General features: G+C 61.8%; 16 protein-coding genes. 11 read left to right on the top strand and 5 right to left on the bottom strand.

Annotated elements, in window-relative coordinates; genetic code table 11:
- Positions 1-91: 91 nt before the first annotated feature.
- The 4 genes from IE166_RS12355 (at position 92) to IE166_RS12340 (ending at position 3,569) form a co-directional block, all read left to right on the top strand.
- Positions 92-1,210, top strand: coding sequence for an inositol-3-phosphate synthase (locus IE166_RS12355; RefSeq protein ID WP_189504258.1), 1,119 nt, complete (start codon positions 92-94; stop codon positions 1,208-1,210).
- Positions 1,207-1,806 carry a histidine phosphatase family protein gene (locus IE166_RS12350; protein WP_189504256.1) on the top strand — a complete coding sequence of 200 codons (600 nt, stop codon included), beginning with the start codon at positions 1,207-1,209 and terminating at the stop codon, positions 1,804-1,806. The genes IE166_RS12355 and IE166_RS12350 overlap by 4 nt, the downstream gene beginning before the upstream one ends.
- Before the next feature lie 72 nt (positions 1,807-1,878).
- Positions 1,879-2,637, top strand: a complete 759-nt coding sequence (locus IE166_RS12345; RefSeq protein WP_189504254.1) for a TIGR04290 family methyltransferase — start codon at positions 1,879-1,881, stop codon at positions 2,635-2,637.
- Positions 2,634-3,569 (top strand): beta-xylosidase, encoded by a 936-nt coding sequence (locus tag IE166_RS12340; protein ID WP_189504252.1) that lies wholly within the window; start codon positions 2,634-2,636, stop codon positions 3,567-3,569. The genes IE166_RS12345 and IE166_RS12340 overlap by 4 nt, the downstream gene beginning before the upstream one ends.
- 47 nt (positions 3,570-3,616) lie before the next feature.
- Here the strand turns inward: IE166_RS12340 and IE166_RS12335 are convergent, their stop codons facing one another.
- From IE166_RS12335 to IE166_RS12325, 3 genes are read right to left on the bottom strand one after another with little or no spacing between them, the layout of a single operon-like run.
- Positions 3,617-4,612 carry a Gfo/Idh/MocA family protein gene (locus IE166_RS12335; protein WP_189504250.1) on the bottom strand — a complete coding sequence of 332 codons (996 nt, stop codon included), beginning with the start codon at positions 4,610-4,612 and terminating at the stop codon, positions 3,617-3,619.
- Complete coding sequence (locus IE166_RS12330; RefSeq protein ID WP_244641454.1) at positions 4,609-5,604, bottom strand: MDR/zinc-dependent alcohol dehydrogenase-like family protein; 996 nt, start codon at positions 5,602-5,604, stop codon at positions 4,609-4,611. The genes IE166_RS12335 and IE166_RS12330 overlap by 4 nt, the downstream gene beginning before the upstream one ends.
- Before the next feature lie 5 nt (positions 5,605-5,609).
- Positions 5,610-7,001 carry a UDP-glucose dehydrogenase family protein gene (locus IE166_RS12325; RefSeq protein ID WP_189504248.1) on the bottom strand — a complete coding sequence of 464 codons (1,392 nt, stop codon included), beginning with the start codon at positions 6,999-7,001 and terminating at the stop codon, positions 5,610-5,612.
- A gap of 326 nt (positions 7,002-7,327) precedes the next feature.
- Between IE166_RS12325 and IE166_RS12320 the strand changes: the two genes are divergently transcribed.
- Genes IE166_RS12320 through IE166_RS12290 form a run of 7 tightly spaced genes read left to right on the top strand, consistent with a single transcriptional unit; the run spans position 7,328 to position 15,012 of the window.
- Positions 7,328-8,434: an NAD-dependent epimerase/dehydratase family protein gene (locus IE166_RS12320; RefSeq protein ID WP_189504246.1), complete on the top strand. Its 1,107-nt coding sequence runs from the start codon at positions 7,328-7,330 to the stop codon at positions 8,432-8,434.
- A 36-nt stretch (positions 8,435-8,470) separates the two neighbouring features.
- Positions 8,471-9,565, top strand: a complete 1,095-nt coding sequence (locus tag IE166_RS12315) for an NAD-dependent epimerase/dehydratase family protein (protein WP_189504244.1) — start codon at positions 8,471-8,473, stop codon at positions 9,563-9,565.
- Positions 9,562-10,719 carry a glycosyltransferase family 4 protein gene (locus IE166_RS12310; protein ID WP_385965782.1) on the top strand — a complete coding sequence of 386 codons (1,158 nt, stop codon included), beginning with the start codon at positions 9,562-9,564 and terminating at the stop codon, positions 10,717-10,719. The genes IE166_RS12315 and IE166_RS12310 overlap by 4 nt, the downstream gene beginning before the upstream one ends.
- A gap of 3 nt (positions 10,720-10,722) precedes the next feature.
- Positions 10,723-11,847 carry a CgeB family protein gene (locus tag IE166_RS12305; protein WP_189504242.1) on the top strand — a complete coding sequence of 375 codons (1,125 nt, stop codon included), beginning with the start codon at positions 10,723-10,725 and terminating at the stop codon, positions 11,845-11,847.
- Entirely contained in the window at positions 11,844-12,935 is a 1,092-nt protein-coding gene (locus IE166_RS12300; RefSeq protein WP_189504240.1) for a CgeB family protein, read from the top strand. The genes IE166_RS12305 and IE166_RS12300 overlap by 4 nt, the downstream gene beginning before the upstream one ends.
- A complete protein-coding gene (locus IE166_RS12295; RefSeq protein WP_189504238.1) occupies positions 12,932-14,041 on the top strand; it encodes a CgeB family protein in 1,110 nt (369 codons plus the stop codon). The genes IE166_RS12300 and IE166_RS12295 overlap by 4 nt, the downstream gene beginning before the upstream one ends.
- On the top strand, positions 14,041-15,012 hold the full coding sequence (locus IE166_RS12290; RefSeq protein WP_189504236.1) for a UDP-glucuronic acid decarboxylase family protein: 972 nt from the start codon (positions 14,041-14,043) through the stop codon (positions 15,010-15,012). The genes IE166_RS12295 and IE166_RS12290 overlap by 1 nt, the downstream gene beginning before the upstream one ends.
- Before the next feature lie 34 nt (positions 15,013-15,046).
- Here the strand turns inward: IE166_RS12290 and IE166_RS12285 are convergent, their stop codons facing one another.
- Both IE166_RS12285 and IE166_RS12280 read right to left on the bottom strand, forming a co-directional pair.
- Positions 15,047-15,205: a YqaE/Pmp3 family membrane protein gene (locus IE166_RS12285; RefSeq protein WP_189504234.1), complete on the bottom strand. Its 159-nt coding sequence runs from the start codon at positions 15,203-15,205 to the stop codon at positions 15,047-15,049.
- 90 nt (positions 15,206-15,295) lie between these two features.
- A complete protein-coding gene (locus IE166_RS12280) occupies positions 15,296-15,976 on the bottom strand; it encodes a superoxide dismutase (protein WP_189504232.1) in 681 nt (226 codons plus the stop codon).
- Positions 15,977-16,077: the final 101 nt, after the last annotated feature.

The raw sequence follows: 16,077 nt of genomic DNA, 5'->3' as shown, positions 1-16,077 counted from the left end.
ATGTCAGTGCGATTTGCTGGGCGGCTGGAAGGAACAATCCAGGGCCCTACAATGTTGAGCCATGTACTTAGCTCCGGTGATCGGGAATTGTATGGGTTCCAGAAAAGTCCGTGTCGCAATCGTCGGCGTCGGCAATTGTGCGTCCTCTCTCGTTCAGGGTCTGAACTATTATCGTGAAGCGAGCGGCAACGAACCCGTTCCTGGCCTGATGAATGTCGACCTCGGGGGATACCATGTCGGCGATGTGGAGATTTGCTGCGCCTTTGATGTCGCGGACACCAAGGTCGGCCGGGACGTTTCGGATGCGATTTTCGCGGAGCCCAACAACACATTCAAGTTTGCCGGCGTCGAAAAAACCGGCGTAACGGTTCAGCGTGGCCCGACCATGGATGGGATCGGCCGTTATCTCGAAGACACGGTCACAGAGTCGTCCGAACCTGTTGTCGACGTGGCGGAAATCCTGCGCCAGAGCGGCGCCGACGTTCTGGTGTCCTATCTGCCGGTCGGCTCGCAGAAGGCCAGCGAGTTCTATGCCGAGCAGGCGCTGGAAGCCGGCGTCGCGCTGGTCAACTGCATCCCCGTCTTCATCGCCTCGCAGCCGGATTGGCAGCAGCGTTTTGCCGACAAGGGCGTGCCGATCATCGGCGACGACATCAAGAGCCAGGTGGGCGCCACAATCGTGCACCGCATGCTGGCCAATCTGTTCCGCGAGCGCGGCGTGAGGCTGGACCGCACATACCAGCTGAATTTCGGCGGCAACACCGACTTCCTCAACATGCTGGAGCGGGAGCGGCTGGAATCGAAGAAGATTTCCAAGACCCAAGCCGTCACCAGCCAGATCGACGTGCCGCTCGAACCCGGCAATGTTCACGTCGGCCCCAGCGACCACGTGCCATGGCTCACCGATCGTAAATGGGCCTATATCCGTCTGGAAGGCACCACTTTCGGCGGCGTTCCACTCAATGCCGAGCTCAAGCTGGAAGTGTGGGATTCGCCCAATTCCGCCGGCGTGGTGATCGATGCCGTGCGTTGCGCCAAGCTCGCGATGGATCGCGGCATCGGCGGCACGCTGACGGGGCCGTCCAGCTACTTCATGAAGTCGCCGCCGCAGCAGTTCACGGATGCCGAGGCACGCGAGCGCACGCTTGCCTTCATCGGCGGTGAGAATGAGCCTGCCGGAGCTGGATCAGCAGCCGGTTCGCCCCAGTGACCACGACGATCTTCCTCGTCCGTCATGCCGCGCATGACAATGTCGGCAGTTTTCTAGCCGGTCGCACCCCCGGTATCCGGCTGGGCGTGGAGGGCAGGGCGCAGGCAGAGCGTCTGGGACAGCGCATGGGTCGCGAGCGCTTCGATGCGGTGATCGCCAGCCCGCGCGAGCGCACGCAGGAAACGGCTTCAGCCGTAGCGTTGGCCTATGGTTTGACCGTTAGGACCGACGAGCGGCTGGACGAGATCGATTTTGGCGATGCCTGGTCTGGCAAGACCTGGGACGCGCTCAACTGCGACCCTGCCTGGGTTCAATGGAACGAGCAGCGCGGAACGGCGAGAACGGCCGGCGGCGAAAGCATGAGCGAGGTTCAAGCGCGGGCGGTTGCGGCTTTGTCTGACGCGGCGTCCCTCCGCGCAGACGGTGCGGTGGTGCTCGTCACCCACGCCGACATCATCAAAGCCGTTGTTTGCCACGTGCTGGATCTGCCGCTTGGCCATGTCCATCGCTTTGATATCAGCCCAGCCTCCATCACCCCGATCGTATGGGGGGATTGGGGTGCCAGGCTTCTATGGCTGAACGAGACGATCGCATGAGGCGAACTTGCCACCTAAAATGAAGCGCCTAGCCTTTTCTTGAGTGAAACAGGCGCGAAAAGGAGATTGGGTTTGTCGCTTTCAAGCAGCGAAATAGAGGGCCGCATCAGAGAGCTCGGCCCTTGGTTTCACAATATCGATCTTCAGGGACAACTGACGGCGCCCGATCATTTCCTGGGAAATTATCCCCGACAGAAATTCCGCAAGTTCGCCGATGCGATCCCGGCCGATCTGACCGGCAAGACGGTGCTCGATATTGGCTGCAATGGCGGCTTCTACTCGCTCGAAATGAAACGCCGCGGCGCTGAGCGCGTGTTGGGTGTCGATTTCGACGACGCCTATCTGGCGCAGGCGCGCTTCGTGGCCGAGGTCGAGGGCGCCGATATCGAGTTCCGTCAGCTGTCGGTTTATGATGTCGGCAAGCTCGGCGAAAAGTTCGATGTCGTGCTGTTCATGGGCGTGCTCTATCATCTGCGCCACCCACTGCTCGCGCTCGACCTGATCCGCGAGCATGTTGCCGATGATCTGCTGGTGTTTCAATCCATGCAGCGCGGCAGCAAGGATGTGGCCGAGGTGGCGGAAAACTATCCTTTCGAGAACACCAAGCTGTTCGACGATCCCGCTTTTCCGCACATGTCTTTTATCGAGCATCGCTATGCTGATGATCCCACCAACTGGTGGGTGCCCAACCGCGCCGGCATGGAAGCCATGCTGCGCAGCGCCGGTTTTCGGATCGAGGCGCATCCGGAACAGGAAGTTTATATCTGCCGCACGACTGATCGCCCTTATGGCGCAGAAGCGGTGTACCCCGCAAAAGGAGACCGCGCGTGATCGAAGCGGCGATGATCTGGAACGAACCCAACAACAAGTCGCATTGGGATCCCGAAGTCGATCCGGATTGGTCGAAATTTGCTGACATGGCCAAGCTCGCAGGCCAGGCGATCGCCGCCGAAGCGCCGGGCCTGACACGCGTGCTGGGCGGCATCTCGCCGATCGATCCGATCTTCATCAACCGAATGAAGGATTTTGGCGTGCTCGACCATGTCGACGCGGTTGCCGTGCACGGTTTCCCGCTCGACTGGAACCTGTGGCAGATCGGCGAATGGCCGCAGAAGGTGCAGGAAATTCGGGCGCTGACCCATTTGCCGGTTTGGGTCAGCGAGGTCGGCATCTCGACCTTTGGCGCCGAGGAAGTGCAGCATTGGGGCATCAAGCGCACGGCCGAGCTTCTTAAAGGTCAGGCGCCGCGCATTCACTGGTATTCGCTCTACGATCTGCCGCGCGAATGGGAAGCGACCACGCGTCATCGCGAAGCGGAGGGCTCCTCCTACTACCGCCACTTCTACATGGGCCTTCTGCGCCAGGACGGCACACCGAAGCCAGCCGCTGAAGCTTTTGCCGAGCTCACGCCTGACATGGGCGTCGTGCAGTGGTTCCATTATCATGACCACCGCCTGGAAGACGCCGTGGCCTGGATGAAGCGTCTGGGCGTGACCTATCTGCGCACCGGTATTTCCTGGGCTGACAGCTTCCGCCCCAACGCGCTCGACTGGTTCGACAAGCAGATGGAAGCGCTCGCCGATTTCGACGTGACGGTGACCTACTGCTTCACGCCCGAACATCGCGGCATCGCCCCGCATCATTCCAGCGCGCCGCAGGTGCCGGAAGAGTTCGCCGAATTCTGCGCGGCCATGACACGCCGCTACGCCGGCGCCTCCAAGCGCAGCGAGCCGACACCGGCCCCTATGCCCGCTCTGGTTTGATCCGGGCAGCGAGCTACAAAGAAAAGGGAGCGCAGCGCGCTCCTTTTTCATGTGATGCCGTAGATGCGGTCGAGAACCCTGGACACATCCACGATCCGCTCGGCTTGGTGGTCGAAGCTTTTGCTGCGCGCAAGCCGCTCCGCCCAATCCTGAGCCGCTCGTACGCCCCACTCGTCAGGCGGCGACACCAGCGTCTCGCTCGATGTGCCGCGGAAGCGTTTGGCCGTGAAATCATAGAACGAGCCGTCGACGTTACGCAGTTCCGCCCCACCTTGCGCACCATAGAACGCAGCCGAAATCACCGCTTCCTGCCCCGCCTGCAATTGCCACGAACAGGCAATCCGCACGATCGTGCTGGTGCCCAAGCGGAACGAAGCCACGGCGTAATCCTCGACGGCTTCCGGGTTGGCATGGAGCAGCTTGCCGTCGGACAGAAGATGCCCGCTAACGTCGCTGACCTCAGGAAAGTCGAGCACCCAAAGCGCCAGATCGATGAGGTGCACGCCGAGATCGATCAAACAGCCGCCACCGGAGAGACTGCGGTCATAAAACCACGGCTTACCCGGACCGTAGGCGTTGTGGAAGGTGAGATCGATCGCGCGGATGTCGCCGAGTTCGCCGCCTTGCACCAGTTCTCGGATCGCCTGAACGCCGGCGGTGAAGCGATAGGAGAAGTCGACGCCAAGCAGCCGATCGGCATCCCGCGCCGCATCGATCACCGCCTGCACTTCGCGGGCTGAACGCCCAAGCGGCTTCTGGCAGAACACGGCGACGCCGGCCTTCAGCGCCGCAATGGATTGATCCGCATGCAAGGCGCTGGGCGTGGCGATCACCAGCCCGTCGAGATCCTGCGCCAGCACGTCGTCCAGCATAGCGCCGATGGCGGCTCCTGGCACGAGCTTGGCGGCTTCGTCCGTCATCTCCGGCGAAGGATCAGCGAGGGCCACAACCTCAACGACGCCCGTATCAATGATCCCCTGCATCCGTTGCCGGCCAATCCAGCCGACGCCAAGGAAGCCGACGCGTTGCTTGGCAGCATTCATCGCGGCACCACCAGTGCCTTGAGGAAGCCTTCCGGACGGTCGCGTGTCGCGTTCAGCGCCGTGCCGAGCTCTTCGAGGGGATAGGTATGCGTATAAAGCGGCGTCGGATCGAGGCGGCCGCTGACCACCGCATCCACCGCCTCGCGCATGCCGCGCATATAGATCGCGGGATCGCGCTCATGCGCATTGATCACGTCCAGCCCGCGCCAGTTCCACATCTGCATGTTGACCTGACGGGGTCCATCCTGATGATACCCTGCGACAATCAAGCGGCCGCGCTCCATCGTTAATTCGCCGGCTAAATCAAGTGGCCACTGCTTCCCGACGGCCTCGATCGCGCGGTCGCAGAAACGGCCATCCGTCAGCTGCTTCACCTGTTCGATGATCGCCCAATGATCCTCCATAGGAATTACCTCGGCCGCCCCCATCGCTTTTGCGAACTCCAGCGAGAACGGTCTGCGCGAGATGGCAATGACGCGCGCGCCGGCCTTGGAAGCCAGCTGCGTCAGCAATGCGCCAAGAAAGCCGATGCCGATGATCGCCACCGTCTGCCCGGCCTCGATCTCAGCACGGCGGAAGATGTTCATGGCGCAGCCCAGCGGCTCGCCTGGGAATGGTTGTCCGGAAAGCGAATCCGGCAAATGAACTGCCATCTCGGCCGGCACCGTGTCGTAGGCGGCATAAGCGTGCTGCGACAGCGCGGCCACGCGGTCACCGACGGCAAAGCCAGTGACGTCCGCGCCAAGCGCTTCGACCACGCCCCAGCCTTCATGGCCGAGACCGCCGGGTTCGGTCGGAAACTGCATCCAGTCCGGACCGCTCCAAGGGCCGAGATTGGATGCGCAGACGCCTGTACCCTCCAGCCGGATGAGGATCTCGCCGACCTTCGGCTCGGGGATGGCGACCTGATCCACCTGCATCTGGCCGGCGCCGGTCACGACAGCGGCCTTCATCGTGCCGCGCGATGCTGCGGCTTGTTCGTTCTTGGACATGCTGCTCAGCCTGCGGAAGAACCGGCCGCGATCGAGCGCTCGACCTTACGCGCCGCCGGTTTCGCCACCATCGCGGTCCCGCTGGCATGGTGGATGGTGGGGCGGCCAATGCTGAGATAAGTCAGATCGAGATCGGTCATGTCGGACGGAAGCCACAGATTGCGATAATCAGCCAATAGCGAGCCGCGCATAGTGCCGGCAAGCCTGGCAAGATCGAGCCGGCGATACTCGTCCCATTCCGTCAGCACGATCACGCCGTCGGAATCCTTCGCGGCGTCATAAGCGTCTTCGCAGAAGGAAATGTCGTCGAGCTGCTTGGCGGCTTCCATCATCGCCTTCGGGTCATGCGCCTTGATGCGGCAGCCGGCTTTCTGCAGCCAGGGGATAAGGGCAAGGCTTGGCGATTCCCGTGTATCGTCGGTGTTGGCCTTGAACGCCAAGCCGAGCACCGCAATCGTCGCACCATCAGCATCGGATCCAAGCTCCGCCAGCACGCGTTCCGCCAGCATCTGCGAGCGCGCCTCGTTACCCTCGATCAGCGTTTCGATCAGCCCTTGCGGCGCGTCGTGCTTGCGGCCGGTGGCGGCGAAAGCGCGGGTGTCCTTGGGAAAGCACGAACCGCCAAAGCCCGGACCAGCCGACAGAAAGGCAGACCCGATGCGGCTGTCCAGCCCAATGCCCGCAGCCACCGCCGAAACATCCCCGCCGACCTGTTCGCAGAGGTTGGCGACATCGTTGATGAAGCCGATCTTCAAGGCCAGAAAGGCGTTGGCGGAGTACTTGATCAACTCGGCATTGGCGTTGCTGGTGCGCATCACGGTTACGCCGCGATCGGCCAGCGGCTTGTAGATCTGTTCCAAGACCGCGCAGGCACGCGGATCGTCCGATCCGAACACCACACGCTCCGGCTCGAGGAAGTCGCTGACAGCCGTGCCTTCGCGTAAGAATTCGGGATTGGAAGCGATCGAGAAATCCAGTGCACCGCGTTCTTCCGCAATGATCTCGCGCAACGCCTTGCAGGTGCCGACGACAACGGTCGATTTCACCACTACCACGCAGTTCGGCTTGATCACCTTGGCAATGCCGCGCGCCGCTTCCTGAACGAAGGACAGGTCGATATCGCCATCAACAAGAGACGGCGTCCCGACCGCGATGAAGACGGCATCAGCATCGGCAACGCTTGTCGCAGTATCGGCGCTAAAGAAGAGACGGCCGGCTCCGATATTGGATGTCATCAAATCATGAAGATCAGGCTCGTAGATCGGCACCTCACCGTCCCGCAGCCTCGCCACCCGCTCTTCGTTCATGTCGATGCAGATCACGTGATGGCCAAGTTCTGCCAAGCAGGCGCCTGTTGTCAGTCCGACATAGCCCGCGCCGATGATCGAAAGCCTCATGCACTGTCCTTCAGCATCCAAGGTTGTAGCGCCTATGATGCAACTTGTACTTCAAACCAGACTTGTCCAACTCATAGCTGCCATTTGGCTGAACGAGCCGGCTGCGCCCCTTACCGTCTCCCGCTTCAACAAGCTCCTGCCGGCCTTGCCAGCAGATTTGCACCGCAACCTTCCCAGCTCTTATGAATGCTCTAAACTAGGGAACGAGGGCTTTGTTCATCAACGTGTTGAACTTTCCTGAGGGCTGCAGAGCCATCGCGGCAGCTATGAACAATTTGCCTTCTTCCTAGTTGTGGAAGCTCAGGCCACGAAGGAGCGACGTGCACGTGCAGAAGGTATTGGTGACGGGAGGCTGCGGCTTCATCGGGCGGTATGTGGTTGAAGAGCTTCTGGCAAAGGGCCACGAAGTCCGCATTCTCGACGGGCTGATCGAGCAGGTTCACGGCGGCGTCGCCCCCGAGCTTGATCCGCGTGTCGACTTCATCAAGGCCGAGATGACCGATGCCAAGGCAGTCGAGCAGGCGCTCGAAGGCGTGGAAAGCGTCATCCATCTGGCGGCCGAAGTTGGTGTCGGCCAGTCCATGTATGAGATCGCCCGCTATGTCAGCGCCAATGATCTCGGCACCGCCGTTCTGCTTGAAAAGATGATCGGCAAGCCGATCAAGCGCATCATCGTGGCATCGTCCATGAGCGTTTACGGCGAAGGTTTCTACCAGAGCCCGGACGGCAAGCTGCACGGTGCCGTGCGCCGCCAGGCCGAGCGCGTGAAGGCCAGCCAGTGGAATCCTGTGACAACTGATGGCGCTGTTCTAACCCCGGTCGCCACGTCCGAAGACAAGCCAGTCGATCTCGCTTCCATCTATGCGCTGACCAAGTTCGCGCAGGAACGCGAAGTCCTGATCTACGGTCAGGCTTACAATGTCGAAGCGATTGCACTGCGTCTGTTTAACGTGTTCGGCCCGGGACAGGCGCTGTCCAATCCCTATACCGGCGTTCTCGCCAACTTCGCCTCGCGCCTCGCCAACAATCAGCCGCCGATGATTTTCGAAGACGGTCAGCAGCGCCGCGATTTCGTGCATGTGCGAGACGTCGCCCGCGCCTTCCGCCTTGCGCTGGAAGCCCCGAAGGCCAACGGCCACGTCATCAATGTCGGCAGTGGCAATGCCTACACGATCGAGGAAGTCGCCACCCTTTTGGCTGAAGCCATGGGTGTGCCGGAACTGAAACCCGACATCCTGCACAAGACGCGGTCAGGCGACATCCGCAACTGCTTCGCCGATATTACGGCAGCGCGCGAACTCCTCGGTTTCGAGCCGAAATATCGTTTGCAGGACACGCTCGGCGAGCTGGCCGAATGGGTCAGCGTGACGGGTGCGGTCGACCGCGGCGCGCAGATGAAGAAGGAGTTGGAAGAGCGGGGATTGGTGTCGTAGATGACGCGAAGCAGCGGCAATAGGGGAGCTTGAAGCGTGGCAGGACCTGGGATCGTCGGAGGCGGTCAGACAGTCGTCATCGTTGGCGGCAGCGGCTTCATCGGATCGAACCTGGCAGAAAGCTTTCTGCGTGAAGGCCAGCACGTCACGATTCTCGACAATCTCAGCCGCCCCGGCGTCGAAGAGAATCTTGCTTGGCTAACCTCTACCTATGGTGATCGCGTTCAAGCTGCACGTGTCGATATACGCGATACGGCAGCGCTTCTGCCGGTTGTGAGCAAGGCGAGCGCCGTCTTCCACCTTGCCGCCCAAACTGCTGTCACCACCAGCCTGGTTGATCCGGTTGATGACTTTGAGGTCAATGCGCGCGGAACACTGAACATCCTTGAAGCCATTCGCGCCACGGGGCGCCGCGTACCGGTGATCTTTGCCAGCACCAACAAGGTTTATGGCGGCCTTGAAGACATGAAGATGGTGGAAGGCGACGAGCGCTACCATCCTGCCGACGAGGCGATCGGCGATCACGGCGTCAGCGAAAGTCGGCCGCTGGATTTCTGCACGCCGTATGGTTGCTCCAAGGGCGTGGCGGACCAGTATGTGCTGGATTATGCCAAGTCCTACGGTCTGCCCACCGCCGTGCTGCGCATGAGCTGCATTTATGGTCCGCGCCAGTTCGGCACCGAAGATCAGGGCTGGGTGGCGCATTTCCTGCTCAAGGCCCTGCGTGGCGAACAGGTTTCGATCTATGGCGACGGCAAGCAGGTGCGCGATATCCTGCATGTCAGCGATTGCGTTGCAGCCTATCGCGGCGTTCTCGACCATATCGACCAGGTTTCCGGTCAGGCCTTCAACCTCGGCGGTGGCCCACAAAACAGCGTCAGCCTGCGCACTGTGTTGAGCGAGATTTCCCATCTGACCGGCCGCAACATGCAGCTCGAGCATGCTGACTGGCGTAAGGGCGACCAGTTCTATTTCGTGGCCGATACGCGCAAGATCAAACAGGCGATCGGTTGGGAAGCGAAGGTCGGCTGGAAGGACGGTCTGGCGGATCTCGCCCGCTGGCTGGCGGAAAATCGTGTAGCCGGTCGAGCCTCGAAGCAGCAGCCAAGCCATCAGGTGTTGTCGGCGTGAAAGCAGCGGATCGCGCGAGGGGCGAAGGATCGGAGATCAAGACAGCCTCGAACGGGCCGCATCCAGCGCGCGTCTTGATCACGGTGGATGCCGTCGGCGGCGTATGGCGCTACGCCATGGATCTCGCGGCCGGCCTGCAATCATCCGGTGTCCACTTCACCTTCGTTGGTCTCGGCCCGCATCCGTCGCCCGCCCAACGCGCGGAAGCCGAACAGCTGGGTAAGCTGATCTGGGAAGATGCCCAGCTCGACTGGCTGGCCGAAGGGCCGGAGGATTTGGCCGATTTGCCCGCTCTTCTGGAGCGGCTGGTCAGAAACGAAGGCATCGACCTTCTTCATCTGAACGCACCATCGCAAGCCTGCGGCTTGAAGCTCGATTGCCCGATCGTGACGATGTCGCATTCCTGCGTTGTCACCTGGATGCATGCCGTTCGCGGAGAAGACGTGCCTGCCCAATGGGCCTGGCAGAAGCGCTTCAACCGCCAAGGCTTCGATGCCGCCGATGTCGTGCTCGCGCCAAGTCGCAGCCATGCCGATGCGCTGGAGCAATGCTACGGGCCGATCAAAGGCCTTTCGGTCGTTTACAACGCCTCGCAGGCTGGCCCCGAGATCGCGCAGCGCCAGCCTTTTGTCTTCGCCGCCGGTCGGTGGTGGGACGAAGGCAAGAACGGCGCGGTGCTCGATGACGTCGCCGAACATCTTCCATGGCCGGTACTGCTTGCGGGATCGCTGAAGGGACCGAACGGTCAGAGTATCAGCATGCAGCATAGCGAACATCTTGGCACCGTGCCGGCAGCGGAAATGCAGCACTTGATGAGCAGCGCCGGCATCTTCGTGTCGCCTTCGGTCTATGAACCCTTCGGCCTCGCCCCGTTAGAAGCGGCCTCCACCGCCACGCCGCTGGTGCTTGCAGATATCCCGACCTATCGCGAACTGTGGGATGGGGCCGCTTTGTTTGCCTCACCGCGCGATCCCGCCTCCTTCGTGGAAGCGCTGCAGAAGCTGATCGCAAGCGAAACGCTGCGCCGCGACATGGGCCGTAAGGCCTTGCAGCGCGCCAAACGCTATTCCCTCCAAGCACAGGCGCAAGCCATGCTGCAGATCTATGACGCTGTTCGCGCGCCGGCTGAGCAGCGCCTGGTTTTATCGAGCTGATTGATGCGATTTCTTCTTTATACTCACTCCCTCGTGTCCGACTGGAACCACGGCAACGCCCATTTCCTGCGCGGCGTCATGCGCGATCTGGTCGAACGCGGCTATGAAGCCAAGGCGCTGGAGCCGATCGGTGCCTGGAGCCGCGAGAACCTTCTAAAGGATCAAGGCGAGGCGGCTGTCACGCGCTTCCGCCAGGATTTCCCGACGCTCCAGTCCGAGCAATATGATGCCGGTTTCGACCATGAAGCAGCGCTCGATCAGGCCGATCTCGTGCTGGTGCATGAATGGACCGACCCCGCGCTGGTCGCGCGCATAGGCAAGGCGCGCCGGGATGGCGGGCGTTTCACGCTGATCTTCCACGACACGCATCACCGCGCCGTATCGGCCGAGAGCGACATCGGCGGCCTCGATCTCAGCGGTTACGATGCTGTTCTGGCTTTCGGCGAAACGCTGCGGGAGCGCTACCTGAAGGCCGGTTGGGGCAGGCGGGTTTTCACTTGGCACGAGGCGGCGGATGATCGGCTGTTTAAGCCGCATCCCGAGGTCGAGAAGACCGAGGACCTGATCTGGATCGGCAATTGGGGCGACGACGAGCGCACGGCTGAGATCGCGTCCTTCCTAACAGAACCGGCTGCCAGGCTGAAGCTGAAAGGCACCGTCCGCGGGGTTCGCTATCCGGAAAGCGCGTTGAAATCGTTGGACAAAGCCGGTCTGAGCTATGGCGGCTGGATCGCCAATGCCGATGTGCCGATAGCTTTCGCGCAAGCGAAACTGACCATGCACATCCCGCGCCGGCCTTATGTGGAGTCGCTGCCGGGCATTCCGACGATCCGGATGTTCGAGGCTTTGGCTTGTGGAATTCCGCTGATTTCTGCGCCGTGGAACGACGCAGAAGGGCTGTTTCGCGCCGGAAAAGACTTCCTTTTTGCCGAAAACAGCGCGGAAATGACCGAAAAAATCCGGAAATTACTGGCTGACCCGGAGCAGCGCGCCGAGATTTCGGCGTCCGGTCTAGAAACCATCCGCAACCGCCACACCTGCCGCCACCGGGTCGACGAACTGCTCGCGATCCTCTCCGGTCTCGGCATCAACACCAGCGCCACCTCGCCTAAGGAGACCGCAGCGTGAAGATCGCATTCTACGGCTCGAGCCTGCTGTCATCCTATTGGAACGGTGCGGCCACTTATTATCGCGGTCTGCTGCGCAATCTCGCCGCATGTGGCTACGACATCACCTTTTACGAGCCGGATGTTTACGACCGGCAGAAGAACCGCGACATCGAACCGCCGGAATGGTGCAAGGTCGTGGTGTATGACGGCACCGTCGAGGCCTTGCGCACTGAGGCAGCAAAGGCTGCGGATGCCGACATCGTCGTGAAGACGAGCGGCGTTGGCTTCGAGGACAATCGCCTGCTGGACGAAGTGCTGCGCGCGGCACGGCCGGACGCGATGAAGATCTTCTGGGATGTCGATGCGCCGGCGACGCTAGCCGAGCTGCGCGCCAATCCCGATCATCCGCAACTGAAGGCGCTCAATGAAATCGATGCGGTGCTGACCTATGGCGGTGGCGATCCCGTGGTGAATGCCTATACCGCGATCGGCGCCAAGCGCTGCATTCCGATCTACAATGCGCTGGATCCGCAAACGCATCATCCGGTCGATCACGACCCGCGTTTCACCGCCGATCTTGCTTTCCTCGGCAACCGCTTGCCGGATCGCGAAGCGCGGGTGGAAAGCTTCTTCCTGAACCCCGCCGCTGGCTTGCCGGAGCAGCGCTTCATTCTCGGCGGGTCCGGCTGGAGCGACAAGCCGATGGCGGGCAATATCGATTATATCGGCCATGTCGGCACGCGCGACCACAACGCCTTCAACGTCACGCCGAAGGCCGTGCTGAACATCAGCCGCGATTCCATGGCCGATATGGGCTTTTCGCCCGCGACCCGCGTATTTGAAGCCTGCGGCGCCGGCGCCTGTTTGATCACCGATGCCTGGCTCGGCGTCGACTTCTTCCTGAAGCCGGACGAAGAAGTGCTGGTTGCACGCGACGGCAAGGACGTCGCCGACATCCTGTCCGGGCTGACGCCCGAGCGCGCCAACCAAATCGGCAAAGCGGGTCTGGCGCGTGTACTGCGCGATCATACCTATGCCGACCGCGCTGCAGAAGCGGATGCGATCTTCCGCGACTTCCGCGCCAAGGGCAGGGAGGCGGCGGAATGAGTGATGCGCTCGACATCGTCATCATCGGCCTGTCGCTGTCGTCATCTTGGGGCAACGGCCATGCCACGACCTATCGGGGCATGCTGCGGGGGCTGGAAGCGCTTGGCCACCGCGTCACCTTCCTGGAGCGCGATGTGCCCTGGTACGCCGCCCATCGCGATTTGCCGTCGCCGGATTTCTGCGAGCTGCATTATTACGACACGGTGGACGAACTGATCAGCCGCTTCGGCGAGCGGATCAGGGAGGCCGACGCCGTGATCATCGGCTCTTATGTGCCGGAAGGGCCAAAGGTTATCGATGCCGTTCACGCGCTGAACCCGAAGCAGCTTGCCTTCTACGATATCGACACGCCGATCACCGTTGCTCGGCTGAAAAAGGGCGACGAGGAATACCTGGCCGCACGGCAGGTGCCATTCTTCGACATCTACTTCTCCTTCACCGGCGGTCCCACGCTGCGCCAGCTGGAAGGGGAGTTCGGCGCACGGCGGGCCGAGGCGCTATATTGCTCCGTCGATGACACGTGCTACCAGAATACCGGCGAAGCGCCGGTCTGGGATCTCGGCTATCTCGGCACCTATAGCGACGACCGTCAGCCCACCCTTGAAAAGCTGCTGATCGAGCCGGCGCGCCGCCTGCCGCACCTCAAATTCGTTGTGGCCGGTCCGCAATATCCCGACACGATCGACTGGCCGGAGAATGTCGAACGCATCGACCATCTGCCGCCGGCCGAACACCCGTCCTTCTACAGCCGCCAGCGCTTCACGCTGAACGTCACGCGCGCGGATATGATCGCCGCCGGCTGGTCGCCGAGCGTGCGCCTGTTCGAAGCCGCCGCTTGTGGCACAGCCATCATCAGCGACTTCTGGGAAGGCTTGGGTGATCTGCTGCCGTTGGGCGAAGCGATCGAGATCGCGAGAACGAGTGACGAGGTCGTTCAAATCCTGACCGGCCTGTCCGAAGAGCGGCGGCGCGCTATGGCGGATGCCGCGAAGGCCCGGGTTCTGGCTGGGCATACGGGCCACGCCCGCGCGGCCGAACTGGCGAATTATCTACAGGACGGCGCCGCAAAGGCTGCGCGTTCTGAGCCGACTAAGGAATTGGCATAATGGTTCAGGAAGCGCAGTCCGGCAAAACGGCTTTGGTGACAGGCGGTGCGGGCTTCCTCGGCTCGCATCTGTGCGATCGCCTGTTGGAGCAGGGCATGCAGGTGATCTGCGTGGACAGCCTGCTGACCGGCTCGATGCGCAACATCGCGCATCTCGAGAACAATCCGAACTTCCGCTTCATCAAGCAGGATGTATGCGAGCCGCTCGACATCAAGGACGATCTTCATTTCGTCTACAACCTGGCCTGTGCAGCTTCGCCGCCGCGCTATCAGGCTGATCCGATCCACACGATGATGACATCGGTGCAGGGCACGCTGAACCTGCTGACGCTTGCCGAAGCCAAGGGCGCCAGCTTCCTGCAGGCGTCCACCAGCGAGGTCTATGGTGATCCCGACCGGCATCCGCAGGCCGAGGACTACCACGGCAACGTCAACTGCACGGGGCCGCGCGCCTGTTACGACGAAGGCAAGCGTGCCGCCGAGTCGCTCTGCTTCGACTTCCTGCGCTTGGGCCGCGCCGATGTGCGGGTGATGCGCATCTTCAACACCTATGGCCCGCGCATGGACCCGGACGACGGGCGCATCGTGTCCAACCTCGTGGTGCAGGCGCTACGCGGCGAGCCGCTGACCATCTACGGCACGGGAGAGCAGACGCGCTCCTTCTGTTACGTGTCGGACCTGATTGCGGGCATGATGGCGCTGATGACGGTAGCCGAGAACCCGAAGGCGCCGGTCAATATCGGCAATCCCGGCGAGTTCACCATCAACGAACTGGCGAAGCTCGTGGTCGAGCAGACCAAGACAGCGAGCCAAACCGTGTTCAAGCCGCTGCCGGTGGATGATCCGACACGGCGCCGTCCGGATATCAGCCGCGCCAAGGCGCTGCTCGGCTGGGAGCCGACCGTGCCGCTCGAAAAAGGCTTGCGCGATACGATTGCCCATTTCCGCGAGCGCGTTGCAGAGGCCGCATAAAACAGCTGCGGCGCTGAAGTCGGCGCCGCGTTTTCTATTTGCGCAGGATCACCCACACCGCGTGGATGATGCCCGGAACATAGCCGCAGAGCGTCAAGAGGATGTTCAGCCAGAAATGCAGGCCGATGCCGACCTGCATGAAGACGCCGACCGGCGGCAGGATAATGGCGAGCAGGATGCGAAGAACGTCCATTCGGTAAGCTGAACTCCGGTTTGATGGCTGCATTCACGGCAGCGAGAAAAGAGCCGGCGGCTCGCTGTGAGTGTGCCGGCTCGGATTGCGTCAGGCGAACTGTTCGCCGACCCACTTCCAGTTCACGCGATCGGCGAGAACGGTCTTGATGTGGTCCGCCTTGCGGTTCTCGTAGTCTAGATAATAAGCGTGTTCCCACACATCGATGCCGAGCAGCGGCTTCAAGCCGTCCGGCACGGGATTGCCGGCATCCTGGTAGCCGCGCACTGCCAGCTTGTCGCCGTCCTTCACCAGCCACACCCAGCCGGTGCCGAACACCTTGTCGGCCTGCGCCACAATCGCCTCGTTCATGCCAGACACGCCACCGAAATCGCGCGTCGCGGCTTCTTCCAGAGCAGCATTGGGCTTGGTTGGACCCCCGGCGAATTGCTGCCAGTAGAATTCGTGGTTCCAGGCCTGTCCCGCCTGGTTGAAGATCGCGTCGTCACCCTTGGCCTTGGACTGCTTCACGACCTCTTCCAAGGTCATGTCGGCATAAGGCGTGTTGGGCACCAGCTCGTTGAGCTTGGTGTAATAGCCCTTGTGGTGCTTGCCATAATGCAGCGCCACGGTGCGGGCGGAGATCTGCGGCGCCAGCGCGTCTTCGGCGAAGGGCAGCTTGGGTTGTTCAAAAGGTGCCGCGGCGCGCGCAACATGCGGCTTGAACAGAGTGCTGGCGGCTGCGGCGGCGCCGAGGGCCAGAGTGGTGCGGCGAGAAATCGTTAAGGTCATGAAACGCTTCCTTGGGTGAACTTCGGGTTCAACGGAGCGAGGCAGGAGCCGTTCCCACGATCACGGAAGCTCTATCGCGAGGAGGGAGGACGCGTACTGCG

The sequence above is a fragment of the Tianweitania populi genome (assembly GCF_014652875.1).
In the GTDB taxonomy this organism is placed as follows: domain Bacteria; phylum Pseudomonadota; class Alphaproteobacteria; order Rhizobiales; family Rhizobiaceae; genus Tianweitania; species Tianweitania populi.
The sequence above is the reverse complement of the archived record's forward strand: the minus strand, read 5'-3'. Positions and strand labels throughout refer to the sequence as shown.

Excerpts from the sequence above, each read along its gene's own strand:
- IE166_RS12280 (WP_189504232.1), bottom strand. The coding sequence starts at position 15,976 with ATGACCTTAACGATTTCTCGCCGCACCACTCTGGCCCTCGGCGCCGCC.
- IE166_RS12305 (WP_189504242.1), top strand. The coding sequence starts at position 10,723 with ATGCGATTTCTTCTTTATACTCACTCCCTCGTGTCCGACTGGAACCAC.
- IE166_RS12330 (WP_244641454.1), bottom strand. The coding sequence starts at position 5,604 with ATGTCCAAGAACGAACAAGCCGCAGCATCGCGCGGCACGATGAAGGCC.
- IE166_RS12290 (WP_189504236.1), top strand. The coding sequence starts at position 14,041 with ATGGTTCAGGAAGCGCAGTCCGGCAAAACGGCTTTGGTGACAGGCGGT.
- IE166_RS12355 (WP_189504258.1), top strand. The coding sequence starts at position 92 with ATGGGTTCCAGAAAAGTCCGTGTCGCAATCGTCGGCGTCGGCAATTGT.
- IE166_RS12285 (WP_189504234.1), bottom strand. The coding sequence starts at position 15,205 with ATGGACGTTCTTCGCATCCTGCTCGCCATTATCCTGCCGCCGGTCGGC.
- IE166_RS12325 (WP_189504248.1), bottom strand. The coding sequence starts at position 7,001 with ATGAGGCTTTCGATCATCGGCGCGGGCTATGTCGGACTGACAACAGGC.
- IE166_RS12335 (WP_189504250.1), bottom strand. The coding sequence starts at position 4,612 with ATGAATGCTGCCAAGCAACGCGTCGGCTTCCTTGGCGTCGGCTGGATT.
- IE166_RS12295 (WP_189504238.1), top strand. The coding sequence starts at position 12,932 with ATGAGTGATGCGCTCGACATCGTCATCATCGGCCTGTCGCTGTCGTCA.